The sequence below is a fragment of the Marinobacter excellens LAMA 842 genome (assembly GCF_001574445.1).
Lineage (GTDB): Bacteria > Pseudomonadota > Gammaproteobacteria > Pseudomonadales > Oleiphilaceae > Marinobacter > Marinobacter shengliensis.
In genome coordinates this window covers 61,454-85,726 of the sequence record NZ_LOCO01000013.1, presented here as the reverse complement: position 1 = coordinate 85,726, position 24,273 = coordinate 61,454, and the positions used below count along the sequence as shown (strand labels likewise).

Here is a 24,273-nt window from a genome sequence, read left to right as displayed (position 1 = left end):
CAGCCCTCAGGCGCGCTCAGCAACCACCGGCGTTGCCGTTTTCGCCTTCTCCATTACGCGGCACTGGCTGGCCGCCAGCGACAACACATCAATGGCTTTCGGGCGGGGGAAGGTTACGCGCCAGGCCAGGGCGACCGTGCGGAAGGGTACCGGCGGCGCAAACGGTCGCACCGCCAGGATATCTTCCTGGTATTTGATGGCGGTGGCGGCAGACAGGGGTAATACGGTGATTCCTAACCCGGAAGCCACCATGTGCCGGATGGTTTCCAGAGAACTGCCTTCAGTAACCAGTTCAGGTTGGCCGTTATCAGTGCGCTTGGTGATGGCATCAACCAATGGCGGGCAGGATTCCAGCACCTGGTCCCGGAAACAGTGGCCCGGCCCTAACAACAGAAGCTGCTCTTTGGACATCTCTTCCGCCGTGATCTGGTCTTTCGCCGTCAGCGGGTGGTCAGCCGGTAGCAACACCACGAAGGGTTCATCATACAGCGGCAGCGTGACCACCTCCGGCTCTTCAAATGGCAAGGCGATGATGATGGCATCGAGATCGGAATGACGGAGTTTCTGTCGCAGGTTGGCGGTGTAGTTCTCTTCTATGTAGAGCGGCATTTCCGGCGCGGCGCGGCGCAACTCCGGCAACAGGTGCGGAAACAGATAGGGACCAATGGTGTAGATGGCACCCACCTTGAGCGGCGAGTTGAGCTGATTCTTGCCGTCCTGGGCCATGTCCTTGATGACACCCACCTGGTCCAGAACCCGCTGGGCCTGCTCGATAATCCGCTGGCCCACTTCAGTGACGCGGATACTGCTTTTGCTCCGCTCAAACAACGGAATGCCGAGCTCATCTTCCAGCTTTTTAACCGCCACACTCAACGTGGGCTGACTGACGTGACAACGCTCTGCCGCGCGGCCAAAATGCCTTTCCCGGGCAAGCGTAACGACGTATCGTAACTCGGTGAGTGTCATGGTGAGCTCCGGTCACAGGGTGCAGGTCGAAGTTTCACATACTTTATCAGCGAAAGCATAAGGATTGAAATTGTCTATGGCAATGACGGATCGCAAACATTCAACGCGAATCCTGGTGGCGGGCTGCGGCAAGCTGGGTGGCGACATCGCCTCCTTGCTGGCGAAGACGGCTGACGTGTACGGCTTGCGCCGGAACCCACACAAGGTACCGCCCGAGGTTACAGGTATAGGTGCCGACCTGACCCGGCCAGACACACTGAAGGGCCAGCTGCCAGAAAATCTTGATGTGGTGATTTATTGCCTGACACCATCAAGCTACGACGAACCGGGTTACCGGGATGCCTACGTCACCGGACTACAGAACCTGATCAATGCCCTGGGTCCGAATAAATTAACCAGACTCCTGTTCATCAGCAGCACCAGCGTGTACGCCCAGAACGACGACAGCTGGGTGGATGAACACAGTGAGGCCAGGCCAGACCGCTTCACCGGGCAACTCATTCTCGAAGGCGAACAGACCGCCCTGAACAGTATTCACCCGGCCACCGTGGTCCGGTTCAGCGGTATTTACGGCCACAGCCGGCAACGCTTTCTGGAGGAGGTTCTTGAAGGGCGAATGAACCCAGAGCCCCCTGCCCCGTTCAGCAACCGGATTCACGAGCAGGATGCGGCCCGGGCGGTCGCCTGGCTGACAGAAAATGCCATGAAGGGAGAACCACTGGACGATCTCTACATTGGTAGTGATTGCGAGCCGGTGCGGCTGGATGACGTGGTAGCGTGGGTTCGGCAGCAGGTGCCGTGTAAAGATCCGGTGGAGGGTGCCCGTAAGGGCGGCAGAGCCGGCAGCAAGCGATGCAGCAATCAGCGCCTGCTGGCCACCGGCTTTGAGTTCCGGTACCCCGATTACAAGGCAGGATACCGGGAACTCATCGACGGCCTTAGCTGAGCACCATCACGGCTTCCATTTCCACAGGCACACCTTTCGGCAACGCTGCCACGCCCACGGCAGCCCGTGCCGGGTAGGGTTCCTGGAAATAGGTCGCCATGATTTCATTCACGGTGGCAAAGTTGGCCAGGTCGGTCATGTAAATGTTCAGTTTGACGATGTCTTTCAGCTCACCGCCTGCGGCCTCGCACACAGCCTTCAGGTTTTCAAACACCTGGCGGGTCTTGGCGGCGAAGTCACCTGCGACCACTTCCATGGTTTCCGGGTCCAGCGGAATCTGGCCAGACAAATACACGGTGTCCCCGGCTTTCACCGCCTGGGAATATGTACCAATCGCCTGAGGGGCGTTTTCAGTCTGGATGACAGATTTGTTGGTCATGACCTGTAATTTCCTCTCGTTCAAAACGCCAATCGTCACCCTTCGCCGTGGCCACTGTCAACCATACCTCGGTCTGGTCAGTGGCGAACCCGGCTGATGTGGGTCACCGCCCGAATGTTGCGCACCCGGCGCATCACCCGTGCCAGGTGTTTACGGCCATTCACGTGAACCACCAGACTGACAATACCAAACTTGGCATTCTGCTCTTCCACGTTAATCCGTTCGATATTACCGTCGGCCATGGCCACGGCGTTGGCCATCTCCGCAATCACACCGCGCTGACGCTCCAGCTCTACGCGCAGCTCCACTGAGAACTCATCGGTGATGTCTTTGGCCCATTTCAGGTGGGTCAGGCGGGCACGGCCTTCGTCGTCTTCCGGCAGACGGGAGCAAGTGTCGGAATGAATGACCATGCCGTTGCCGGAATCCATCATGCCGACCACCGGGTCGCCCGGAATCGGCTTGCAGCAGTTGGCAAAGCGCACCAACATGCCTTCGGTACCGCGAATGGTCACCGCGCCCTGTTTGTCGACCTCCACATTCTCCAGATTAGCAGGACCATCCAGCGCTTCGTTGCCAGATACCAGCTGCCGCGCCACCAGGTAAGCCATGCGATTGCCCAGCCCGATATCGCCGATCAGGTCATCAAAACTGTTGACTTGATTGTGGTTCACCACAGCCTGTTTCTGGGCATCGCTAATGTCCGCCAGTTTTGCACCGAATCCTTTCAGGGACTTCTTCAGCAGGGTTCTGCCCAGCTCGATGGACTCTGCCCGCTTGCGGGTTTTCAACACATGTCGAATGCTGCTTCGGGCCTTACCGGTGACCACAAAGCTCAACCAGGCGGGGTTCGGCTTGGCGCCGGGCGCAGTGATGATCTCGACGGTCTGACCACTTTGCAGCGGCTGGCTCAGGGAGGCGAGGTTGCGGTTGATCCGGCAGGCAACCGCAGCGTTACCGATATCGGTGTGAATGGCGTAGGCAAAGTCAACCGATGTGGCGCCGCTGGGCAATTCCATGATGCGCCCTTTGGGCGTGAACACGTAGATCTCGTCAGGGAACAGGTCAACCTTTACGTGCTCGATGAACTCCATGGAGTCATCCGCCCGCTCCCGCATTTCCATCAACCCTTTCACCCATCGATCAACCCTGGACTGATTGATGTTGGTGACTCCGGAATCGTCGGTTTTGTACATCCAGTGCGCGGCGATACCGTTATTGGCGATGTGCTCCATTTCCTCGGTGCGGATCTGGATTTCGATGTTCACGTGCATGCCGAACAGTGTTGTGTGCAACGACTGGTAGCCGTTGGCCTTGGGCATGGCAATATAGTCTTTGAAGCGGCCCGGCAGCGGTTTGTAGAGGCTGTGCACTGCACCCAGAATGCGGTAACAATCGTCTTCCGTGTCTGTGATGATCCGAAACGCATAGACATCCATGATTTCATGGAAGGATTTCTGTTTGAACTTCATCTTGTTGTAGATGGAGTTCAGGTGTTTCTCCCGGCCCTGAATGCGCCCGGGCAAACCCCGTTCTTCCAGTTTCTCCTGCAGCTTGCCCCGAATCTCATCAATGATCTCTCGATGACTGCCCCGCAGTTTGTCGACCGCCTTGGAAATGTACTTGGACCGCATTGGGTACAGCGAGGAGAAGCCAAGATCTTCCAGTTCTGTGGAGATGGCATGCATCCCGAGCCGGTTCGCAATCGGGGCATAGATATCCAGGGTTTCGGTGGCAATGCGCTGGCGCTTTTCATAGGGCATCGGCCCCAACGTGCGCATGTTGTGCAGGCGGTCTGCCAGTTTGACCAGGATTACCCGGATATCCTTGGCCATGGCCAGCGTCATTTTCTGGAAGTTCTCGGCCTGGGCTTCGGCTCGGGAGCGGAATTCAATCTGGGTCAGTTTTGAGACACCGTCCACCAGCTCGGCGACATCTTCACCAAACTGTTCTGTCAGCGCGTCTTTGGGGATTCCAGTATCTTCGATAACGTCATGGAGCATGGCCGCCATCAGGCTTTGATGGTCCAGTCTCAGCTCGGCAAGGATGTGGGCTACGGCCAGAGGGTGGGTAATGTAACGGTCGCCACTTTTACGCATCTGCCCTTCATGGGCCTGCTCCGCGTAATAGTAAGCCCTTCGCACCTGATTGATGCGACTGGTATCCAGATACGAACTGAGCTCTTTGGCCAGTTCTTCTACCGTTGCCTCTTCCGACACCGCGCCTCCAGTGTTCTCTGTTCGCCAGGGACAAAAAAGCCCGAATGCATGCATCCGGGCCTTCCCTTGTCCTTCCAGCAGGTTTCTATAGCTACACTATAAAACTGCGGTGACAGATTTCAATGGGTCTCAATCGCTGGCAGGTAAATGTACGCACTCCTGCCGGCGATTTTACTCGTCGTCGTCTTCGGTCAGCAGATCGCGAGTAACTTTACCTTCGGCAATTTCACGCAGGGCGATAACCGTCGGCTTGTCATTCTCTTCAGCAACCATAGGCTCTGAACCTTTGGTGGCAATCTGGCGGGCGCGCTTGGTGGCCAGCATGACCAGCTGGAAGCGGTTATCAACGTTTTCCAGACAATCTTCAACGGTAACTCGTGCCATTATCTTCCCCGACAAAAAGAATCACTGATTTAGCAGACCGCGTAGTTTACTGCCCCTGGTTCAATTTGTATACAGGGAAAACCAGATTCAGTCCCGACTGACAAGACCCGCCAGCAGTTTGCCGTGGCGCAACTGTTGCACCGACATTTTCAGCCGCTGGGCGCGGGTGATGGCCAGCAGGTCGGCCAATGCCACGCCGAAATCGTCGTTTACCACCAGGTAGTCAAACTCGGCAGCGTGCCGGCACTCTTCTTCCGCCTCTGCCAACCGGCGCTCAATCACCTCCGGCGCATCGGTGCCGCGGCCAATCAGGCGCTCACGCAGCACCTCCGCAGAGGGCGGCACAATAAAGATACTGACGCACTCGGGAACCAGGCGGCGAACTTGCTCGGCGCCCTGCCAGTCAATTTCCAGGATGACATCCTGACCTGTCGCGAGGGTCTCGCGGACCCACGCATGTGAGGTGCCGTAGTAATTACCGAAAACATCGGCATGCTCCAGGAAGTCGCCCTCGGCAATCATCGCCTCGAACTCATCACGGCTGACGAAGTGGTAATTCACGCCGTCTTGCTCGCCGGTGCGCATGGGCCGGGTGGTGTGAGACACCGACACGCCCAGCTGCGAATCCTGACGGAGCATTTCCGCGACAAGGCTGGTTTTGCCCGCGCCCGAGGGAGCGGAAATTACAAACAGGGTACCCTGCTCACCGGCCTGGCTCATGGCTTACTGACTCCAAATACAGTTTGCGCAGCCCCAGGGGCCTGCGAGAAAACCGTGAATTATACGGGGTTTGACTTATATGCGCATCCCGAGCCGTGTTCTACTGATAATATAGCGCGTTAAACCCAGACACCGGGGCCATCAGCCCCTCACCCTGAATCTGCCGATTAGTGGAAGCCCGGAATGGACAAACTCCTGATCATCATGGACCCGAAACACAAGCACCAGACCGCACTGAGCCGGGGTATTGAACTGGCCCGGGCAACCGGTGCCAGCCTCGAAATCGTGGCCTTCGTGCATGAATATCTCGACGCCCTTCCCGCCGACCCGGTGGTCCAGAACAATGCACGCACGGCACTGATCGAGTTACGCCAGGAATGGCTGGAGAAAATGCTGGCACTGGCAGACTGCGACGACCTGAACGTGGTCGCCCACACGGTCTGGGCCAAGCAGATTCACCAATGGATTAACGAGCATTGCGAACGCGAGAATATCAGCACCGTGGTGAAAACCGGGCATCGATCCGAGACGTTCCTGTACACACCCACCGACTGGCATCTGATTCGGGAGTGCCCGGCGCCGGTGATGCTGGTGGCAGACAACAAATGGAAGAAAGCACACCCGATTCTGGCCGCCATTGACCTGAGCTCGGAGAAGCCGGTTAAGCGGGCCCTGAACAACCGGATTATTGATCATGCCTGGCGGCTGACCAAGGCAATGGATACCGACCTACACCTGGTGCATGCGCTCCACACATCGGTGGTGCTGGCTGATCTGGACATCATTGATACCGCCGCCCATACACGCAAGCGCGAGGAAGAACTGAAGCCCAGAATCGAACACCTGCGCAACACCTGGCACCTGAACCCTGAGCAGGTTCACATTGTCGCTGGCCCGGCACAAAAAGTGATCCCGAGTGTCGCCAACAAAATCAAGGCTGATATGGTGGTCATGGGCACCACCGGCAAAACCGGTCTGGCGGCCAAAGTTGTCGGCAATACGGCTGAGAAAGTGCTGACTCACCTGAGAACCGATCTCGTGGCCATTAAACCGGCCGAGAAAGAATAAGGCAGAAAGGGGCCGGTCTACTCCGGCCCGCGACAATCATTCAAGGTTTTGCACCTGCTCCCGAATTTGCTCGATCAAAACCTTGAGGTCCACCGCCGCACGGGTAACCGCCGCGTCAATACTTTTACTGCTGAGGGTATTGGCTTCCCGGTTCAGCTCCTGCATCAGGAAATCCAGCCTCCGGCCGATGGCATCATCGTTTTTCAGGGTATCGGTCACTTCACTGATATGAGCCTCCAGCCGGTCCAGTTCCTCGGCCACATCACTCTTCTGCGCCAGCATCACCATTTCCTGGGCCACACGCTCCGGCTCCAGCTCCACTTTTGCTTTATCGAAGCGATCCCGCAGATTCTGCTCCTGGGCGGCCAGCAGCTGCGGCATTTTCTCCCGCACCTCCGCCACTAATCGGCCCATGGTGGCCAGGCGATCTTCAAACAGTGGCCGCAGGCGTTCTCCTTCCCGCTCGCGAACCGTCATCAGCTCTTCCACAGTGTCTTTGAAAAGGCCGGCAGCCGCCTCTTTTGCCGCGCCATAGTCTTTTTCCGGCAACGACATCACACCTGGCCAGCGCAGAATATCCAGAGCATTGATGTGGGCCGGGTTATCCAGAATACGATTGATGTGATTGGCCGCCTCGTTCACCGCCTTGGCCATCTCATCGCTGATCTCGAAGCTCTGCACCTCGTTCTCGGCAGACTGCAGACGCATGGAGATATCCACCTTGCCCCGTTTTAACCCCTGGCCACGCAGCTCTTCTCGAAACCGGTTCTCCAGTTCCCTGAACGCCTCCGGCAAACGGAAAGACGGCTCCAGGTAGCGGTGATTTACGGTACGGATCTCACAGGTGAGCGTACCCCAGTCACCCTGGGTATCCTTGCGGGCAAAAGCAGTCATGCTGCGGATCATAATGGCTCCATAACCGATGAAAAGATCTGTCGAGTCTAACAGGGTACCAGCCCAAGCGGCGAACCCGACCAAAGATCACCCTGCAGGCCACCGCCCCGGGCATGCTCCGTGTTATACTCTCCGACCTTTCAAAGATTCCGCCCGGCACCGCCCGGACATGTATTTTCATAAACAGGACACACTATGCGACCAAGTGGCAGAACGCCCGAGCAACCCAGAGACGTCCGCATCACCCGCAACTACACCCGCCATGCCGAAGGCTCGGTTCTGGTAGAGTTTGGTGATACAAAAGTCATCTGTACCGCCTCTGTTGAGAACAAGGTACCGCCGTTCCTGCGCGGCGAAGGCAAAGGCTGGATCACCGCCGAGTACGGCATGCTGCCCCGTTCTACCGGCAGCCGCATGGGCCGCGAAGCCGCCCGCGGCAAACAGGGTGGCCGCACCGTGGAAATCCAGCGCCTGATCGGCCGCAGCCTCCGCGCCGCGGTTGACCTGGAAGCCCTGGGCGAGCACACCATCACCATCGACTGCGACGTTATCCAGGCCGACGGCGGCACCCGCACAGCGGCCATCACCGGTGGCTGCGTGGCATTGGTAGACGCCCTGAACCACCTGGTAGCGGCCAAGCGGCTGAAAAAATCACCGCTCAAGCAAATGATCGCCGCCATTTCTGTGGGCGTTTACAAAGGTACGCCGGTAGCCGATCTGGATTACCCGGAGGACTCCGAAGCGGAAACCGATATGAATGTGATCATGACCGATCAGGGCGGTTTCATCGAAATTCAGGGTACTGCGGAAGGCGCGCCGTTCGAGCAAACCGAACTGGACTCCATGCTGGTTCTTGCGCGTAAGGCGATTAACGAGCTATTTGAAATCCAGAAAGAAGCTCTGGGCGCTGAAGCCTGACGACCTACTGAGAACTAGCGGGTTCGGAGGGGGAAGCCTTTCCGGGACCCTCTCCGGCCATGGATGGCCGGAGCGGAGCGCACATGGGTGAGGCAAGCGTTTATGAAGCGCAGCTTCATGCGCAGACGAACGACAGCAATCTATGATTGCTGGCCGGACCCGCTTGCGGGGGCTCGTAGCGTGTCCCGGAAAGGCTTCCCACTCCGGACACGCGGTCGACTATCTCAACGCTTAAAAGCCGATTTCAATATCATAATCCATGATCACCGGCGCGTGATCAGAGAAACGGGTGTCTTCATCAATCCAGCCATCACGGATGGTCTTGCGAATACCCGGCGTCAACAACTGGTAATCCACCCGAATACCCGCCTTCTTACGGGAGCCCTCGGTTTGCTCCGGCCACCAGGTGAACTGATTGCTCTGTTTGTTGATTTCCCGGAAACCATCAATGCAGCCCATCTCATCAAACAGGCGATCAAGCCATGCACGCTCATGGGGCAGGAAACCGGAGAAATCCGTCTTGTGGTACAGCGGGCTGGCGTCCGTCACGTGGTGGGCGGTCTGCAGGTTGGCGCAGAAGATGAACTGCCGGCGCTTACGCAGGGTCTTCTGCATATGCAGGCCGAAGGCTTCCATGAACTCGTCTTTGTGATCGAGCACGGTCAGGTCATCTTCGCCAATCAGCTCGTCTTCCCGGCCAAGGGCGCAGGGCGCCAGCACGCAAGCCACGGAGACCTTGTCGAAATCCGCCTGGATAAAGCGACCTTCGCGGTCTGCCTGCTCATTAGCAAACCCGTACATGATGGCCTTCGGAAAATGGCGAGTGTAGATACCCACACCACCGTGTTCGTTCAACTCACCATCAATAAAGTAGGCCTCATAGCCTTCCGGAATCAGGTTTTTGTCTTCTACTTCATAGGCACGCATGCGGTGGTCCTGCACACAGACGACATCAGCGTCCTGCTCTGCAAGCCAGTCAAAAAAACCCTTCTCAACGGCCTGTTCAAGACCATTGACGCTGATTGTAACTACCCGCATACATGTTCCCTGATTCGGTTTGTGTGTATGATACCGGTTTTACGCTTTAATTAAAGATCAAACCCCGCCAGAAGCCTTGCCATGCACGACTATCAGCAAAATTTTATCGAGTTTGCCATTGAGCGGAATGTTCTGCGCTTTGGAGAGTTCACGCTCAAATCCGGCCGAACCAGCCCCTACTTTTTCAATGCCGGGCTATTCAATACCGGAAACGACCTGTTACAGCTAAGCAAAGCCTATGCCGCAGCCATCGAACGCAGCGGCCTGAATTATGACATTATTTTCGGCCCCGCCTATAAGGGCATTCCGTTGGCCACAGTGACCGCTATGGCCCTTGCAACAGACGGTAACAGCAAACCGTTTGCCTTCAATCGCAAAGAAAAGAAAGATCATGGTGAGGGTGGCAATATTGTCGGCGCCCCACTACAAGGTAAGGTACTGATTGTGGATGACGTCATCACTGCCGGCACCGCCATTCGGGAATCCATCGACCTCATTCGTGCCGCTGGCGCGGAGCCCGCCGGCGTTCTGATTGCGTTGGACAGGCAGGAGAAAGGCAATGGCGAGTTATCCGCCATTCAGGAGGTGGAGCAGGAATTCGGCATCCCCGTTGTCAGCATCATTCGTCTTGAGCAGGTACTGGACTACCTGAAGTCCAATCCGGAGTTTGCCGGCCACGCGGAAACAGTGGCCAGCTACCGGGACCGTTACGGAGTCTGACCATGCACCACCGTGTGTCCAAATCAACGGTTATTGCCAGCCTGGCCGCAGCAGGACTGCTGCTGTCCGCCAGTGTGCAGGCCAATATGTATCGTTACACGGATGACAACGGTCAGCTGGTGATCAGCAGCACCATCCCGCAGGAAGCTACCAAACGCGGCTACGATATCCTCAGCACCAATGGCCGGGTGATTGAAACCATTCCACCCGCCCCCACAGCCGAGGAAATCGCCGCCCGGGAAGCGAAAAAAGAGCGCCAACGTCAGGCCGAGATTCAACAGGAGCAGGATCGCCAGCTGTTGAAGCGCTTCAGCCATCCAGACCAGGCTGTTCGCGCCATGCATCGGAAGATTCGCGAGCTGGAAGGGATCATCCAGTTAAAGCGAGGCAATATTTCCGTGATTTCCAGTCAGCTTGACAACGAGCAAAGCCGGGCAGCCGATATGGAGCGGGCCGGCAGGGATATTCCGGAAGCTACCCTGGAACGGATTCGTCGGTTGGAGTCACAGATCCGCGACGTGGAACGGGAAATTGCCGCCCAGCAGCAAGACATCAGTGCGATGAAAAAGGAATTTGAGGCGGATATCAAAAGATTGGAAGTCGTTACTGGCCAGGAGCGGACACTCCCCCTGGAGCCGGAATAAACGTTTGTATTAGCGGAAATGACAAAGGGCGCTCACCAGAGCGCCCTTTGTGGTTACAGCTCGCCGTTATGATCAGGCGGAAGCTGTCTCCTTCTTGGCTGCCGTCTTGCGAGCTGCAGGCTTACGAGCGGCCGGCTTCTTGGCAGTGACTGACTTCTTGGCATCCTGGGCAGCTTCCGCAACGTCTTCGGCAGCGCCGGAAACGGCGTCAGCGCCTTCAGCCGCTTCTTTCTCCAGCTTGGCAACCAGTTCGGCAGCAAAGTTGCCGAAACGGCTGTTCAGGCTGCGCAGCTGCTCGAACAGGTTCTCGGAGTAACCGGTGTAACGCTTGCGCAGGGTCTTTACACTGTATTCGCGGGCTTCTGCTTCCAGCTTCTCTGCGTAATCAAACGGCTTGGAAGCCAGCTTCTTCTGCTGCTCTTCAGCAGCGTTGATGCCTTTCTCAACGATGTCCTGCAGTTGTTCCTGGTAGGATTTAAGTTTACCCATGGTAGTTCTCCTTGATATTAGGATCGTTTAGGCACCACAAGCCCTTGCTTCTGCGTGCCTTTGGTAACTTTCACCTGCCAAGGTACGGATAAAAATTAGAATGTTCATACTAAAACCAATTTTCGGTTTTTACAGATAGTTCACTTGATCGAAAGGTAGTGGCTGGCATAATCGCATCTTGTTTCAGGTAGCCCGTCTCCCGGTTTTATTCAGGCTCCATACGATCAGTAACCAGAGAGCCCTCCACGGCTCCGTATGCGAGTTGACCATGAAAATTCTACTGCCACCACTACCCGGCCAGGCTGTGCTTTGCCTGCTGATTATTGCCCTTGCCTCCATGATCACTGGCTGTCAGGAAGACACTCGCGCCAGCAAACTCGACACACAGCGCGCCTCGGAAGTCTCAGATGCCCGGCTGAAACAGGCACAGTCAAACCTGCTGGCCACACTGGGGCAATCGCCCACAGCGAAGGAGAGCCAGTATCCTGCGGATAATACCGAAAGCCCCCGCACCCTGGCCTGGAATCCACCAATGACCCGCGAAGATGGCTCGTCACTGGCACCTGGCCAGATCTCCGGGTATCGCATCTATTACCGGATGAAGCACAAGAATGATTTCAATATCATTCCGCTGAACGATGCCAGCACAACCCGTTACCGCCTCGAGGACATGCCCCCTGGCGCCTACGAGTTCTCGATTACGACGGTCGATGTGGATGGGCTTGAAAGCCGACGCTCAGACCCGGTGGAAGTCAACCTGATCTGAGCGCAAAGGAAAGGTGCCAGATTACCAGCGGAAGATCACCCAGCTTGGGATCAGCAGGTCAGACTCAGTGTCCTGAATCCAGCCGCCACCAGATGGCACCAGGTAGTATTCGGGCCCAACATTAGGCACCACCTTGATTTCCATAAGCTGGCCATTCACGCGGTATTCATAGAACACTTCATTCTCCCCCGGCCGGATCACAATTTCCGGCCCGCCTTCCGGGGGCTGGTAATCGGAGATAACCACAGGCTCCTGAGGTGTGACCACCGGGGTGGCATCCAGTGAGCCTTCTTGCTGCGCCATCACCGGCAAAGACACAAGCCCAGCCAACATGGCGGAACAGGCGATTCGTTTCATTTTCGTGGTACCCTTTCGTTCATCTTTCTGGCTAGAGTTGCACAAGCCAACCCACGCTTCAATCAGATTCCGGACCGGCTTTGATATGACTGAGAAAAAGACCCCACCCGTGGTTCTTGTTGACGGATCGTCCTACCTGTTTCGCGCTTACCATGCGCTGCCGCCACTGACTACCAGCAAGAATCATCCGACCGGAGCCATCAAGGGCGTTATCAGCATGCTGCGGCGTCTTGAGCAGGATTTCCCCGGCTCCAAGGTAGTGGTGGTGTTCGATGCCAAAGGCAAAACCTTCCGCCACGACATCTATGAAGAGTACAAGGCCAACCGGCCACCCATGCCGGAAGATCTGGCCGTTCAGATCGAACCGATCCACGAAATCGTCCGCGCCATGGGGCTACCCCTATTGATTGTTCCGGGCGTGGAGGCTGATGACGTCATTGGCACCCTGGCCTACGAAGCCACCAGCAAGGGTATCGACGTAGTGGTCTCCACCGGCGACAAAGACATGGCCCAGCTGGTGAGTGACCACGTGACCCTGATCAACACCATGACCGAAACCGCCATGGACCGGGAGGGAGTGGTCGAAAAATTCGGCGTAACCCCGGAACAAATTATCGACTACCTGGCCCTGGTGGGTGACAAGGTGGATAACATACCGGGCGTAAACAAATGTGGCCCGAAAACCGCGGTGAAATGGCTGCAGACTTACAACGATCTCGACAACCTGATCGAACACGCCGACGAGATCAAAGGCAAGATCGGTGAATACCTGCGGGAAGCCACCGGCACCCTGCCCCTGAGCCGGGAACTGGCCACCATCCGCCTGGATGTCGACCTGGACTTCGGCCTGGAAGATCTGCAGGAGCGGGAACAGAACGACAATTCCCTGCTGGAACTGTTCAAGGAATACGAATTCCGCAGCTGGATTGCTGAGTTGGAGAACACCGAAGGTTCCGCCAGCGACCAACGTGAGCGCTCCACCGAGCAGGAATCCGCAAAACCGCTAGAGAAACAGTATTCCGTGATTACCGAGCAGGGAGAGCTGGATACCTGGCTGCAACGCCTGAAAGCCGCCGACCAGTTCGCTTTCGACACCGAAACCACCAGCCTGCGCTACATGGACGCCGAAATCGTGGGTGTGTCTTTTGCTATCGAGCCGGGGGAAGCGGCCTATGTGCCACTGGGCCACGATTACATGGGGGCACCGGATCAACTGGACCGCGACGATGTGCTGGCCCAGCTTAAGCCGCTGCTGGAAAGCCCGGACGTGAATAAGATCGGCCAGAACCTGAAGTATGACAAGAACGTGCTCGCCAACCATGGCATTCACCTGGAGGGCATTGGCGACGACACCATGGTGGAGTCCTATGTGCTCAACTCGGTGGCCACTCGCCACGACATGGACAGCCTGGCCCGGGAATACCTGGGTGAACAGACCATCACCTACGAATCCATCGCCGGAAAGGGCGCCAAGCAGCTCACCTTCAACCAGATTGATCTGGAGAAAGCAGGCCCCTACGCCGCCGAAGACGCTGACATTACCCTTCGCCTGCACCAGGCTTTGAGCCCGAAACTGAAAGAAACCGGTAAGCTGGAATCGGTTTACCGGGATATCGACCTGCCGCTGGTACCGGTGCTGTCGCGCATGGAACAGCGGGGCACCCTGATCAGCGCCAGCACCCTGCGCCAGCATAGTCAGGAACTGGCCGAGCGCATGGCGGAACTGGAGAAAGAGGCCCACGAGGTGGCCGGCGAAAGCTTCAACCTGGGCTCCACCAAGCAGCTTCAGGCCATTCTGTACGACAAGTTCGGCCTGCGGGTGATCAAGAAAACTCCAAAGGGCGCGCCCTCCACCGCCGAGCCAGTATTGCAGGAACTGGCCCACGAGCACGAACTGCCGCGACTGATTGTAGAGCACCGTAGCCTGAGCAAGTTGAAGTCCACCTACACGGACACCCTGCCAGAGCTGATCCATCACCGCACCGGCCGTGTACACACCTCCTACCATCAGGCGGTGACTGCCACGGGGCGCCTGTCATCCTCCGAGCCGAACCTGCAGAACATTCCTATCCGCACTCCGGAAGGCCGCCGCATTCGCCAGGCCTTTATCGCGCCGGATGGCTACAAACTGCTGGCGGCGGACTATTCCCAGATCGAGCTGCGGATCATGGCGCATCTGTCCGGCGACAAGGGCCTGCTGAGGGCCTTCGAACATGGCGAAGACATTCACAAAGCCACCGCCGCCGAGGTGTTCGGCGTAAGCCTGATTGAGGTCAGCTCCGACCAACGCCGTAGCGCCAAAGCCATCAACTTTGGCCTGATCTACGGCATGTCCGCCTTCGGTCTGGCCCGCCAACTGGAGGTTGACCGCAAGACCGCCCAGGAATACATCGACCGCTATTTCGAGCGTTACCCGGGCGTACTCAAATACATGGATAACATCCGCAAACAGGCCCACGACGACGGTTACGTGGAAACCCTGTTCGGCCGCCGCCTGTACCTGCCGGAGATCAATGCCCGCAACAAACAGCTGCAACAGGCTGCCGAGCGCACCGCCATCAATGCGCCCATGCAGGGTACCGCTGCCGACATCATCAAGCGGGCGATGATTGATGTAGACCAGTGGCTGCGCTCAGAGCATGCCGAGGATGCCTGTATGACCATGCAGGTTCACGACGAACTGATCATCGAAGTGCGGGAAGAGGCTCTTGAGACCGTGCGCAATGGCCTGGTGCAGCGAATGTCTGCCGCCGCCAAGCTGAACGTACCGTTGCTGGTGGAAGCCGGCACCGGAGACAACTGGGACCAGGCCCACTAAAGCCTCTCCCCTTCCCTGATAACGCCCTGTTTTTGTTCATTTTCACGAGAAATGCACAATGACAGGGCGCCTGTGTTACCTCTCTCAACCCCTCCAGCGCCGTTTGCGCCCCCTCCGATCACGGCACGAAATCTGCAATGACCAGAGAGTCTGGGCTCACTGATGCCCTATGCCGTGACAGCAATGCGAGGCCTATTCCATGAATTCCGCAGCGAGTGAACGCAACTGGTTATTCGACCCAGCCCACCTGAAACTGGTGCAGCAGTGCCGGCGGCTGATTCAGTCAGAATTCGGGGTAAAGCTTCATCTGAACGAAGACCACCTGGCGGAGCACCTGGCCGAATACGCAGGCAAAACCCGATCGAAACATCTGGTGCATACGTGGGAAGCGCTTAAACAGAGGGTGCCGGAGCTGGGGCAGATAGAGGCAGCGCCAGCAGCTGCCAAAACTTATCGCGGGCAGGAGATTACTGGTTCAGAGGAGGAGAAAGGCGGGGAAGAAGCCCGACCACGGAAGAAACAGGTTATCTATCGTGGTCAGGTGGTAGGCTGACCCGGACAGGCCGGATCAGCTATCGAGAAGGACAGGCGCTTAGAAGGCCTTGCTGAACTCGATGGCGGCGCTCCAGGCGCTCAGGTCGTATTCCGCCTGATAGTTGGAAGCACCGAAGCTCGGATCTTGCTGAGTCGGATTCTCGTGCTGGTAGAACACTTCACCGACTTTAGCGTTGCCGTCGAAGATCAGGGTTCCGACTGCTGCATCAATCGTCCAGCCACTATTGACGTCTTTCCACTGGGTTCCCAGTGTCAGCCAGTGACGGTCCGTTGATGGAATACGAGCGGTAACGTACTCACCAACTGGTGATTCGTCATAGGCATAGCCTGCCTTGAAAGCCCAGGCCGGGGTAGCTTGCCATATCCCACCAACATTGAATTGCCAGGTATTACCCCACTTTTCCGTAGTGTGGCTAATCACCGCACCCGGAACGCCCGCGATCTCTCCATCAGGGTCACGGCTGATGATGTCCAGCTCCTCGAAGCGACTCCAGCGAGAGTATGTTGCACCCGCCAACAGGGTTACATCGTCTGTCAGTTTATGGCGCGCCCCCACAGTAATGCTCTCGGGAATCGCCAGGGGCACCTCAACCTTTTCGTTCAGGGTTGTTGTCACTCCAGGCATACCCGGGACGGGAACACCCGTCACCTCCATATCACCCTTTAGGTTGAGTTCTGTGCCGGTTTGCGCCGTCATGCCAAACTGGGTTTTGTCAGACAGTTCGTACAAGAAACCAACGCGAAAGGTCACACCAATATCATCGCCTTCAATGTCAGCGTAGGGCTCTGCGCCAACCGGGAGCGGCTCCGCACTCGGCCCAAGATCCTGATTCCTGGTAAGCCGGCCCTCAGCATAGATGATATTCAGCCCGGCACCCATGGACAGGCCCTGACCGTTATTAACGGCGATCGAGGGTGTAAACGCAATGGCGGTTAACTCGGTTTTGTCCGCAAAAAACCGCCCCACAAAATCATCCTCGTAGTCACCGGCCAGCCCGTAGGGAGCATGAATACCAAAACCGACGTCTACTGAATCACTCACCTCATGGGCCAAGTAGAAATTAGGCAGCCACGCGCCATCGGCTATATCCCCGCCCCGGCCAGCCGGGGTTACAGGATTACCGGATATCCGAGTGGCAGACGCCCCGTCCTTTGCCTCGGCATCAATGTCGAGGTAGGCCGCACCAAACGAAATATTGGTCCCAGACAACTGGCTCATGCCAGCGGGGTTAAAGAATACAATAGTGGCATTCTCGGGGTTAGCCGCCGCACCGGCATTAGCAGTACCCATGGCACTGGCGCTCTGCTCGTTCAGGGCGAATCCGCCGGCCAAAACAGTGGCTGGGGCGGCGAGTGCTGTCACGGTAGCGAAGCGGATGGCCTTTACGAGGGCATTGGTATTCTTGTGCATGCTGTCTCCTTTGTTAGTCGCGCGCGGAGTATACGCAGGGCAACACAATGGCCTCAAATGCCAAAACTACTGGTTGCAGGCACTAACAAAGTACGACTTTGGTATTAAGGCGGCCCCGGACAGGGCCGCCTGGAAGGAGGATCGATGTTCGGTTTCGATCAATCGTCCTGAATGGTGAGCTTGTCAACCGAAGATGACAGCTTGTCGGCGCCCTGGGCATCGGCACCGAGCTTGATCATAAGGCGCAAATCGTTGGCGGAATCCGCGTGGGCCAAAGCGTCTTCATAGGTGATGGAGCCTTCGGCGTACAGCCGGTACAACGCCTGGTCAAACGTCTGCATGCCGGACTCGTTGGACTTGGCCATCAACTCTTTGAGTTTGTGCACTTCGGCTTTACGAATCAGGTCCGCCACCAGCGGCGTATTGATCAATACTTCGATTACGGCCTTGCGGCCTTTGCCATCCGGGGTCGGCACCAGCTGCTGAGCCACTATGGCGCGGAGGTTCAGGGAGAGGTCCATCCAGATCTGGTTGTGCTGTTCCGGCGGGAAAAACTGGATGATCCGGTCCAGGGCCTGGTTGGCGTTGTTGGCGTGCAGGGTGGCCAGACACAGGTGGCCGGTTTCTGCGAACTGTACCGAATATTCCATGGTCTGGCGGGTACGCACCTCACCAATCAGGATAACGTCCGGCGCCTGTCGCAGAGTATTTTTCAGGGCCACTTCGAAGCTTTCGGTATCGATGCCCACCTCCCGCTGGGTGACGATGCAGCCCTGGTGCTGGTGCACGAATTCGATAGGATCTTCGATGGAGATGATGTGGCCGCGGCTGTTACGGTTCCGATGGCCGAGCATGGCGGCCAGGGAGGTGGACTTACCGGTACCGGTGGCGCCCACAAACATGATCAGGCCACGTTTGGTCATGGCCAGGTCTTTGACAATCTCGGGCAGCGCCAGGTCGTCAATCTGGGGAATCTTCACTTCAATCCGTCGCAATACCATACCGCACAGGTTGCGTTGGAAAAATGCGGACACCCGGAAGCGGCCAATGCCGCGGGCGCTGATGGCGAAGTTACATTCGTGGGTTTCTTCGAATTCGGCGCGCTGTTTGTCGTTCATGGCGCCGTAGACAAACTCCCTCGTCTGCTCCGGCGTCAGCGCGTTTTTGGTCACAGGGAGCACTTTCCCGTTCACCTTCATGCTTGGCGGTACACCCGCTGTAATGAACAGGTCCGAACCGCCTTTTTCCACCATCAGCCGTAACAGTTTTTCGAATTCCATTTTTTGTACCCAGTCTTCATTGTTTGGTGCCTGGGTGGAGCGGGTGCAGCTTCCCAGGACACGCTGTAAATACGTCCATGTAAGCTTGACTGCAGCATCCATGCTGCAGACAGTCCTGGGAAGCTGCACCCGCTCCACCCGTCAAACTGTATTCGGGGAGTCTGGTGAACTCCCCTTCCGCTCCTGGCACCAACGACACGGCCCGGAGCAATCCAATTAAAAGTTAAAAGTTATCAGGCATCTTGGCCTTGGCCCGCGCTGCTTCGCGGGAAATCAGACCCTTCTGCAGCAGGCGCTCCAGGCACTGGTCGAGGGTCTGCATGCCCAGCGAGCCACCGGTCTGGATGGATGAGTACATCTGCGCAATCTTGTCTTCCCGGATCAGGTTACGGATCGCAGACGTACCGATCATGATCTCGTGGGCGGCAATCCGGCCGCCGCCCATCTTCTTCATCAGGGTCTGGGAGATAACCGCCTGCAGGGATTCCGACAACATGGACCGCACCATGGACTTCTCCTCGGCCGGGAACACGTCAACCACCCGGTCGATGGTCTTCGCAGCGGAGGTGGTGTGCAGGGTGCCGAACACCAGGTGGCCGGTTTCTGCGGCGGTCAGGGCCAGTCGGATGGTTTCCAGGTCCCGGAGCTCACCTACCAGGATGATGTCCGGGTCTTCCCGCAAGGCGGAACGCAGGGCTTCGTTAAAGCCCAGGGTATCCCGGTGCACTTCCCGCTGGTTGACCAGGCACTTTTTCGAGTCGTGCACGAATTCGATCGGGTCTTCGATGGTCAGGATATGCTCATAGCGGGTGTCGTTGATGTAGTCCATCATCGCCGCCAGGGTGGTGGACTTACCGGAGCCGGTGGGCCCGGTGACCAGCACCAGGCCACGGGGTACGGACGAAATGTCCTTGAACACCTGCCCCATGCCCAGATCTTCCATGGTCAGAACCTTCGAGGGGATGGTCCGGAATACAGCGCCGGCGCCACGATTCTGGTTGAAGGCGTTTACCCGGAAACGGGCCACACCCGGCACCTCGAACGAGAAGTCGGTTTCCAGGAACTCTTCGTAATCCTTACGCTGCTTGTCGTTCATGATGTCGTAGATCAACCCGTGCACTTCTTTGTGCTCCATCGGGGGCAGGTTGATGCGGCGCACGTCGCCGTCGACACGGATCATGGGGGGCAGACCGGCAGACAGGTGCAAATCCGATGCGCCCTGTTTCGCCGAAAAGGCAAGCAGTTCAGTAATATCCATAGGATTCCTCGGAGGGCTTTTTCTTTTAGTCCAGAAGCGGCAAACTCACACTATGAGCAGCATAGCAGACAACATCGGGAGCGTAACCCGACGCATACAAAAAGCAACATTGAAGGCAGGCCGGGACCCCGGCAGTGTGCGCCTGTTGGCAGTCAGCAAGACACGCCAGCCAGACGAACTCAGGGTCGCTGCCAATGCCGGCCAGGTTGCCTTTGGTGAAAACTACCTTCAGGAGGCGCTGGACAAGATTGAAGCCCTGAAGGATCTCAATCAGATTGAGTGGCACTTTATTGGCCCCATCCAGTCCAACAAAACCCGTCAAATTGCGGAGATGTTCGCCTGGGTGCACAGTGTTGATCGGCTGAAGATTGCCCGCCGCCTGAGCGAGCAGAGGCCTCCCGGTTTACCGCCATTGAATCTGTGCCTGCAGGTCAACATCAATGACGAGGACAGCAAATCCGGCTGCACGCTGTCCGAACTGCCCGAACTGGTGGATGAGATCGGCGATTTGCCTAACGTGAAATTGCGAGGGCTAATGGCGATTCCCGATCCAGACCAGTCCGAGGCAGATCTGCGAATGAGTTTTCGCAAGCTGGCCAATACCCTGCGGGAGCTTAAACGGGCATCTCCTGAGGCCGGCCCGATGGACACACTGTCTATGGGCATGTCGGATGATCTCGAGATCGCCATCGCAGAGGGTGCAACCTGGGTTCGCGTAGGTACCGCTCTATTTGGGGCAAGGCCATCCAAACACAGCCAGAGCTGAAACCGCTGGTTCCTGCTATCATCGCATTCAACGAATTCACTGACCAAAGCCCTGGAGTGACCCTTGAGCACATCACCCACGATTTCTTTTATAGGTGCCGGCAATATGGCCAGCGCCATCATCGGCGGCATGCTGGAGAACGGCTACCAGGCCGGTAATATCTGGGTAAGCGCCCCTGACGATGGCCACCTGCAATCCATCCGGAAGCGCTTTGGTGTCAGCGTTACCACAGACAACCGGTACTGCGCCCAACAGGCGGATATTGTGGTATTGGCTGTTAAGCCCCAGGTGATGGCGGATGTCTGCCACGACATCGCCCCGGTGGTGCAGAACACCCGCCCACTGATGGTTTCCATCGCCGCAGGCCTGACCGCTGAAACTCTGGACACCTGGCTTGGCGGCGGCATGCCGCTGGTTCGCGTGATGCCCAACACACCATCGCTGGTTGGCAAGGGTGCCGCCGGGCTGTTTGCCAACGCACAGGTCAAAGACGCACAGAAGACATCGGTACAGTCGATGTTCGAAAGCATCGGCTCAGCGCTGTGGGTGGACGACGAAGACCAGCTGCACGGCGTTACCGCGCTTTCCGGAAGCGGCCCGGCGTATTTCTTCTTGATGCTTGAAGCTCTGGAAGGCGCCGCCACCGAAGCCGGCATTGCACCTGAGACCGCCCGGGCACTCGCTATTCAGACCATGGCTGGCGCGGCCGAAATGGCGGCCCGAAGCGACGATGACCCGGCGCAGCTCAAACGCAACGTCATGTCCCCCGGCGGCACCACCGAGCGTGCAGTGAATACCTTTGAGGACGGCGGCCTGCGGCAACTTGTGAAAAAGGCCTATGGCGCAGCGTTTGATCGCTCCCGGGAAATGTCCAAAGAACTGGCAGATAAACAGTAACCGTTAACGGAGACACAGCTACATGCTGGCAGATATTGTGATTACGATCCTGCTGATCGCGTCCACCTTCTACATGACCATCGTACTGCTGCGCTTCCTGCTACAGCTGGCTCGGGCCGACTTCTATAACCCGATTTCCCAGTTTGTGGTGAAGGCCACCAATCCGCCGCTGCGCCCGCTGCGCCGTTTCATTCCCGGCTGGGGCGGCATTGATGGAGCAGCGCTGGTACTTGCTGTCATTATCCAGGCCATTACCTTCTTCCTGATCCTGGTGGCCCTGAACGGCGGGATTCCCGGCATCAATCCGATTACCCTGCTCGTCTGGGCCGTTTTGAATGTGCTCAGCCTGATTGTCAAAATCTACTTCTGGTCAGTGATTGCCGTGGTGGTGGTCAGTTGGATTGCCCCGCAAAGCAGCCACCCGGCTATCCAGCTGGTAGCGCAGATTACCGAACCGGTCATGCGACCGGTGCGCAGCGTCATGCCTTCCATGGGCGGGCTGGATCTGTCACCAATCATTGTGTTCCTGATACTGAACGTCATCTCTGTGGTGATTGACCATATGAAGATCGCCGCGGGCCTCGGCTCCATCGGCCTTGGAATGTAACCTGCCTCACAGATATACATTCAGTTACAGTTTTATCCATTTCGAAACACCGAAGGCTTCAGCGTCAACAACATGATTCTGAAGCCTTTTTTGCATCAGAACCCGACCTACCGCAAAAAATGCCTACTGGCGCACCCCACCCAACTGACTAAAAAGGCTACTATTAACGTCATTTAATCTCGGAAGTCGCGCAGAAGGATTATCCAATGAATCAGCAGGGAACTCTGTCGCAGCAGGTTGAGGCATACCACAACTGGAAGAAAGAGCTGATACGGCAGATTGGCCGGTACCGGCTCTGGCTGCAAGATAACAATCTGTTCTCGGAAGACGTCAGTACCCGAATTCGCCATGGCCTTGAACTGCTCATTGAAGATGAGCTGACCATCGCCTTTGTGGGCGAGTACTCCCGCGGCAAAACCGAGCTGATCAATGCCCTGTTTTTCTCGGAGTATGGTCAGCGCATGCTGCCGTCCCAGGCAGGCCGCACCACCATGTGCCCCACGGAGCTGTTCTTTGATCGCAGCGCCAACCAGAACTACCTTCTGCTCCTGCCCATTGAGACCCGGACCGGCGAGCTTTCCCTGCAGCAATTGCGCAAGCAGCCTGAGCGCTGGGTAAAGCACGAGCTGGACGAGCGCAACCCGGAAGTCATGCGCGAAGTGCTGGCCGAGGTTGCCCGCATCAAAAGCGTGACCCCTGACGAAGCACGCCAGTTGGGCTTTGACGAAGCCATGCTGGAACACGATCGCAACAACCCCGGCAATGTACTGGTGCCTGCCTGGCGCAACGCCCAGATCAGCATTCGCCACCCGCTGTTCGAGCGTGGCCTGCGCATCCTCGACACGCCGGGGCTCAACGCGCTGGGCTCCGAACCAGAGCTGACCATCAGTATGCTGCCCCGCGCCCACGCGGTCATTTTTGTGTTAAGTGCGGACACCGGCGTAACCGCCAGCGATATGACGATCTGGAAAGATCATATCGATACCGAACACGCCGACCACCGGGCCGGCCGGTTTGCCGTGCTGAACAAGATTGATGTGTTGTGGGACGACCTGCAGGGCGAGCAACACACCACCGATGCCATTGAGCGGGTACGCACCTATACCGCGGAACATCTGAGCATACGCCAGCAAGATGTGATTCCGCTGTCGGCAAAACAGGGACTGCTGGCCCGGGTGCGCAAAGACAACGAGCTGTTCGGGCGTTCCAACATCGGCCAGCTCGAGCAACTGATTATTCAGCGCATCCTGATGCACAAGGAGCAGTTGATTACCCAGAACCTGATCAACGATCTTCTGGGCATGCTTCAAAACAGTCAGGCGGCCATGCAATACCGGCTTGAATCACTGGAAGAAGAACGCCAGGCCTGTGCCGGCGCCACCATGGACAAGGCCGCCCTCAGCCGGCTGGCAGAGCGCGCCCAGAAAGACTATGACTTCTACTACAAAAAGCTGATCACCCTGCGTTCCTCCCGCCGGCTCATGGATTCCCAGGGAGAGATGCTGAAGAACCTGGTCGCCGAAGATCGTTTTGAAAATCACGCCGCCAAGGTTCGTCACACGATGTCCAAGAGCTGGACGACGGCCGGCATGAACCGGGCCATGGACCATTTCTTTGAACTGTTGGAAAGCGACCTGACCAACCTGCTGGCCGAAGGCAGGCTGGCGGAGAAAATGGTCGGAGCCATCTACCGCCGTTATAACGAAGACACCCGGGCCAGGCACCTGGAGCCCATCCCGCTGCGGGCGGGCCGCCATGTGATCGCTATTCGGGAACTGCGCAAGAAAGCCAAGCGTTTCCGCATCAGCCCGAAAAACCTGCTGACCGAACAGTCCCTGCTGGTGCGCCGCTTCTTCAATGTCATGGTGGGTGAAGCTCGCACCCTTCACGGCCGGGTGCGTAAGGATGTAGAGCGCTGGCCCCAGGAAGCCCTGCTGCCGATCATGCAGTATTCCATGGAGCAGAAACAGCTGTTGGAGCACCAGATCCGCCGCCTGCGCGACATGGTCCGCAGCGACCGGGACAGCCGCGCTGAGCGCCAGCGCCTGGATAATGCCATTGTCGACCTGCGTAAACAGCTGGAACTGGCCGACGCCATGATGCGGCAAATCCGCAAGCCGGCCCCCACCATGATTCAGCAGAAAGTGGTCAATATCTCAGGCGCCATCTGAAG

24 protein-coding genes are annotated in these 24,273 nt (G+C 57.3%); 12 read left to right on the top strand and 12 right to left on the bottom strand.

The window, feature by feature from the left end; translation table 11 throughout:
- Positions 1–6 precede the first annotated feature (6 nt).
- Positions 7–966, bottom strand: a complete 960-nt coding sequence (locus J122_RS12235; protein WP_058091990.1) for a hydrogen peroxide-inducible genes activator — start codon at positions 964–966, stop codon at positions 7–9.
- A gap of 76 nt (positions 967–1,042) precedes the next feature.
- Between J122_RS12235 and J122_RS12230 the strand changes: the two genes are divergently transcribed.
- Entirely contained in the window at positions 1,043–1,912 is an 870-nt protein-coding gene (locus J122_RS12230) for an NAD-dependent epimerase/dehydratase family protein (protein WP_061332572.1), read from the top strand.
- Here J122_RS12230 and J122_RS12225 read toward each other — a convergent pair.
- From J122_RS12225 to gmk, 4 genes are all read right to left on the bottom strand, one after another.
- Positions 1,905–2,291, bottom strand: coding sequence for a RidA family protein (locus tag J122_RS12225; protein ID WP_011784170.1), 387 nt, complete (start codon positions 2,289–2,291; stop codon positions 1,905–1,907). The two genes, J122_RS12230 and J122_RS12225, sit on opposite strands and share 8 nt — an antisense overlap.
- Before the next feature lie 77 nt (positions 2,292–2,368).
- Complete coding sequence (locus tag J122_RS12220; protein ID WP_061332571.1) at positions 2,369–4,510, bottom strand: RelA/SpoT family protein; 2,142 nt, start codon at positions 4,508–4,510, stop codon at positions 2,369–2,371.
- 171 nt (positions 4,511–4,681) lie between these two features.
- Complete coding sequence (gene rpoZ, locus J122_RS12215) at positions 4,682–4,894, bottom strand: DNA-directed RNA polymerase subunit omega (RefSeq protein WP_058091993.1); 213 nt, start codon at positions 4,892–4,894, stop codon at positions 4,682–4,684.
- 87 nt (positions 4,895–4,981) lie between these two features.
- Positions 4,982–5,614 carry a guanylate kinase gene (gene gmk / locus J122_RS12210; RefSeq protein WP_061332570.1) on the bottom strand — a complete coding sequence of 211 codons (633 nt, stop codon included), beginning with the start codon at positions 5,612–5,614 and terminating at the stop codon, positions 4,982–4,984.
- 183 nt (positions 5,615–5,797) lie between these two features.
- Here gmk and J122_RS12205 point away from each other — a divergent pair, with 183 nt between their 5' ends.
- The gene (locus J122_RS12205; RefSeq protein WP_082780583.1) at positions 5,798–6,682 is read left to right on the top strand and encodes a universal stress protein; all 885 of its coding nucleotides are present in this window, start codon (positions 5,798–5,800) and stop codon (positions 6,680–6,682) included.
- A gap of 36 nt (positions 6,683–6,718) precedes the next feature.
- Here the strand turns inward: J122_RS12205 and J122_RS12200 are convergent, their stop codons facing one another.
- Positions 6,719–7,588 (bottom strand): YicC/YloC family endoribonuclease, encoded by an 870-nt coding sequence (locus J122_RS12200; RefSeq protein WP_061332569.1) that lies wholly within the window; start codon positions 7,586–7,588, stop codon positions 6,719–6,721.
- A gap of 183 nt (positions 7,589–7,771) precedes the next feature.
- On the opposite strand from J122_RS12200, the gene rph reads away from it, so the two are divergent.
- Positions 7,772–8,494, top strand: coding sequence for a ribonuclease PH (gene rph, locus J122_RS12195; protein WP_061332568.1), 723 nt, complete (start codon positions 7,772–7,774; stop codon positions 8,492–8,494).
- Between the two features lie 231 nt (positions 8,495–8,725).
- Here rph and J122_RS12190 read toward each other — a convergent pair whose 3' ends face one another.
- Entirely contained in the window at positions 8,726–9,532 is an 807-nt protein-coding gene (locus tag J122_RS12190; RefSeq protein ID WP_061332567.1) for an exodeoxyribonuclease III, read from the bottom strand.
- A gap of 81 nt (positions 9,533–9,613) precedes the next feature.
- On the opposite strand from J122_RS12190, the gene pyrE reads away from it, so the two are divergent.
- Both pyrE and J122_RS12180 read left to right on the top strand, forming a co-directional pair.
- Positions 9,614–10,252, top strand: a complete 639-nt coding sequence (gene pyrE, locus J122_RS12185; protein ID WP_061332566.1) for an orotate phosphoribosyltransferase — start codon at positions 9,614–9,616, stop codon at positions 10,250–10,252.
- A gap of 2 nt (positions 10,253–10,254) precedes the next feature.
- Positions 10,255–10,896: a DUF4124 domain-containing protein gene (locus J122_RS12180; RefSeq protein ID WP_061332565.1), complete on the top strand. Its 642-nt coding sequence runs from the start codon at positions 10,255–10,257 to the stop codon at positions 10,894–10,896.
- 72 nt (positions 10,897–10,968) lie between these two features.
- Here the strand turns inward: J122_RS12180 and J122_RS12175 are convergent, their stop codons facing one another.
- Positions 10,969–11,385 carry a hypothetical protein gene (locus J122_RS12175; RefSeq protein ID WP_061332564.1) on the bottom strand — a complete coding sequence of 139 codons (417 nt, stop codon included), beginning with the start codon at positions 11,383–11,385 and terminating at the stop codon, positions 10,969–10,971.
- Between the two features lie 268 nt (positions 11,386–11,653).
- On the opposite strand from J122_RS12175, the gene J122_RS12170 reads away from it, so the two are divergent.
- Positions 11,654–12,151 (top strand): fibronectin type III domain-containing protein, encoded by a 498-nt coding sequence (locus J122_RS12170; protein ID WP_061332563.1) that lies wholly within the window; start codon positions 11,654–11,656, stop codon positions 12,149–12,151.
- Positions 12,152–12,172: 21 nt separating this feature from the next.
- Here J122_RS12170 and J122_RS12165 read toward each other — a convergent pair whose 3' ends face one another.
- Entirely contained in the window at positions 12,173–12,508 is a 336-nt protein-coding gene (locus J122_RS12165) for a DUF2782 domain-containing protein (RefSeq protein ID WP_061332562.1), read from the bottom strand.
- 85 nt (positions 12,509–12,593) lie between these two features.
- Between J122_RS12165 and polA the strand changes: the two genes are divergently transcribed.
- Both polA and J122_RS12155 read left to right on the top strand, forming a co-directional pair.
- Entirely contained in the window at positions 12,594–15,326 is a 2,733-nt protein-coding gene (gene polA, locus J122_RS12160; RefSeq protein ID WP_061332596.1) for a DNA polymerase I, read from the top strand.
- A 199-nt stretch (positions 15,327–15,525) separates the two neighbouring features.
- Positions 15,526–15,879, top strand: coding sequence for a hypothetical protein (locus tag J122_RS12155; RefSeq protein WP_061332561.1), 354 nt, complete (start codon positions 15,526–15,528; stop codon positions 15,877–15,879).
- 39 nt (positions 15,880–15,918) lie between these two features.
- On the opposite strand, the gene J122_RS12150 is transcribed toward J122_RS12155, so the two are convergent.
- The 3 genes from J122_RS12150 to J122_RS12140 form a co-directional block, all read right to left on the bottom strand.
- Entirely contained in the window at positions 15,919–17,292 is a 1,374-nt protein-coding gene (locus J122_RS12150) for an OmpP1/FadL family transporter (protein WP_082780582.1), read from the bottom strand.
- 158 nt (positions 17,293–17,450) lie between these two features.
- Entirely contained in the window at positions 17,451–18,572 is a 1,122-nt protein-coding gene (locus tag J122_RS12145) for a PilT/PilU family type 4a pilus ATPase (protein WP_061332594.1), read from the bottom strand.
- A gap of 223 nt (positions 18,573–18,795) precedes the next feature.
- On the bottom strand, positions 18,796–19,830 hold the full coding sequence (locus tag J122_RS12140) for a type IV pilus twitching motility protein PilT (protein WP_058091364.1): 1,035 nt from the start codon (positions 19,828–19,830) through the stop codon (positions 18,796–18,798).
- A 52-nt stretch (positions 19,831–19,882) separates the two neighbouring features.
- On the opposite strand from J122_RS12140, the gene J122_RS12135 reads away from it, so the two are divergent.
- The 4 genes from J122_RS12135 (at position 19,883) to J122_RS12120 (ending at position 24,271) form a co-directional block, all read left to right on the top strand.
- On the top strand, positions 19,883–20,596 hold the full coding sequence (locus tag J122_RS12135) for a YggS family pyridoxal phosphate-dependent enzyme (RefSeq protein ID WP_061332560.1): 714 nt from the start codon (positions 19,883–19,885) through the stop codon (positions 20,594–20,596).
- 63 nt (positions 20,597–20,659) lie between these two features.
- Positions 20,660–21,493: a pyrroline-5-carboxylate reductase gene (gene proC, locus J122_RS12130; protein ID WP_061332559.1), complete on the top strand. Its 834-nt coding sequence runs from the start codon at positions 20,660–20,662 to the stop codon at positions 21,491–21,493.
- Positions 21,494–21,515: 22 nt separating this feature from the next.
- Positions 21,516–22,100, top strand: coding sequence for a YggT family protein (locus J122_RS12125; protein WP_061332558.1), 585 nt, complete (start codon positions 21,516–21,518; stop codon positions 22,098–22,100).
- A 206-nt stretch (positions 22,101–22,306) separates the two neighbouring features.
- A complete protein-coding gene (locus J122_RS12120; RefSeq protein WP_061332557.1) occupies positions 22,307–24,271 on the top strand; it encodes a dynamin family protein in 1,965 nt (654 codons plus the stop codon).
- Positions 24,272–24,273: the final 2 nt, after the last annotated feature.

What these genes read in the sequence shown, in the direction of transcription:
- J122_RS12180 (WP_061332565.1), top strand. Translation starts at nt 10,255, where the DNA reads ATGCACCACCGTGTGTCCAAATCAACGGTTATTGCCAGCCTGGCCGCA.
- rph (WP_061332568.1), top strand. Translation starts at nt 7,772, where the DNA reads ATGCGACCAAGTGGCAGAACGCCCGAGCAACCCAGAGACGTCCGCATC.
- J122_RS12125 (WP_061332558.1), top strand. Translation starts at nt 21,516, where the DNA reads ATGCTGGCAGATATTGTGATTACGATCCTGCTGATCGCGTCCACCTTC.
- J122_RS12140 (WP_058091364.1), bottom strand. Translation starts at nt 19,830, where the DNA reads ATGGATATTACTGAACTGCTTGCCTTTTCGGCGAAACAGGGCGCATCG.
- J122_RS12200 (WP_061332569.1), bottom strand. Translation starts at nt 7,588, where the DNA reads ATGATCCGCAGCATGACTGCTTTTGCCCGCAAGGATACCCAGGGTGAC.
- gmk (WP_061332570.1), bottom strand. Translation starts at nt 5,614, where the DNA reads ATGAGCCAGGCCGGTGAGCAGGGTACCCTGTTTGTAATTTCCGCTCCC.
- rpoZ (WP_058091993.1), bottom strand. Translation starts at nt 4,894, where the DNA reads ATGGCACGAGTTACCGTTGAAGATTGTCTGGAAAACGTTGATAACCGC.
- J122_RS12135 (WP_061332560.1), top strand. Translation starts at nt 19,883, where the DNA reads ATGAGCAGCATAGCAGACAACATCGGGAGCGTAACCCGACGCATACAA.
- J122_RS12155 (WP_061332561.1), top strand. Translation starts at nt 15,526, where the DNA reads ATGAATTCCGCAGCGAGTGAACGCAACTGGTTATTCGACCCAGCCCAC.
- polA (WP_061332596.1), top strand. Translation starts at nt 12,594, where the DNA reads ATGACTGAGAAAAAGACCCCACCCGTGGTTCTTGTTGACGGATCGTCC.
- J122_RS12170 (WP_061332563.1), top strand. Translation starts at nt 11,654, where the DNA reads ATGAAAATTCTACTGCCACCACTACCCGGCCAGGCTGTGCTTTGCCTG.
- J122_RS12235 (WP_058091990.1), bottom strand. Translation starts at nt 966, where the DNA reads ATGACACTCACCGAGTTACGATACGTCGTTACGCTTGCCCGGGAAAGG.
- J122_RS12150 (WP_082780582.1), bottom strand. Translation starts at nt 17,292, where the DNA reads ATGCACAAGAATACCAATGCCCTCGTAAAGGCCATCCGCTTCGCTACC.
- J122_RS12120 (WP_061332557.1), top strand. Translation starts at nt 22,307, where the DNA reads ATGAATCAGCAGGGAACTCTGTCGCAGCAGGTTGAGGCATACCACAAC.
- J122_RS12225 (WP_011784170.1), bottom strand. Translation starts at nt 2,291, where the DNA reads ATGACCAACAAATCTGTCATCCAGACTGAAAACGCCCCTCAGGCGATT.
- J122_RS12145 (WP_061332594.1), bottom strand. Translation starts at nt 18,572, where the DNA reads ATGGAATTCGAAAAACTGTTACGGCTGATGGTGGAAAAAGGCGGTTCG.
- J122_RS12230 (WP_061332572.1), top strand. Translation starts at nt 1,043, where the DNA reads ATGGCAATGACGGATCGCAAACATTCAACGCGAATCCTGGTGGCGGGC.
- J122_RS12190 (WP_061332567.1), bottom strand. Translation starts at nt 9,532, where the DNA reads ATGCGGGTAGTTACAATCAGCGTCAATGGTCTTGAACAGGCCGTTGAG.
- J122_RS12165 (WP_061332562.1), bottom strand. Translation starts at nt 12,508, where the DNA reads ATGAAACGAATCGCCTGTTCCGCCATGTTGGCTGGGCTTGTGTCTTTG.
- J122_RS12205 (WP_082780583.1), top strand. Translation starts at nt 5,798, where the DNA reads ATGGACAAACTCCTGATCATCATGGACCCGAAACACAAGCACCAGACC.
- pyrE (WP_061332566.1), top strand. Translation starts at nt 9,614, where the DNA reads ATGCACGACTATCAGCAAAATTTTATCGAGTTTGCCATTGAGCGGAAT.
- J122_RS12175 (WP_061332564.1), bottom strand. Translation starts at nt 11,385, where the DNA reads ATGGGTAAACTTAAATCCTACCAGGAACAACTGCAGGACATCGTTGAG.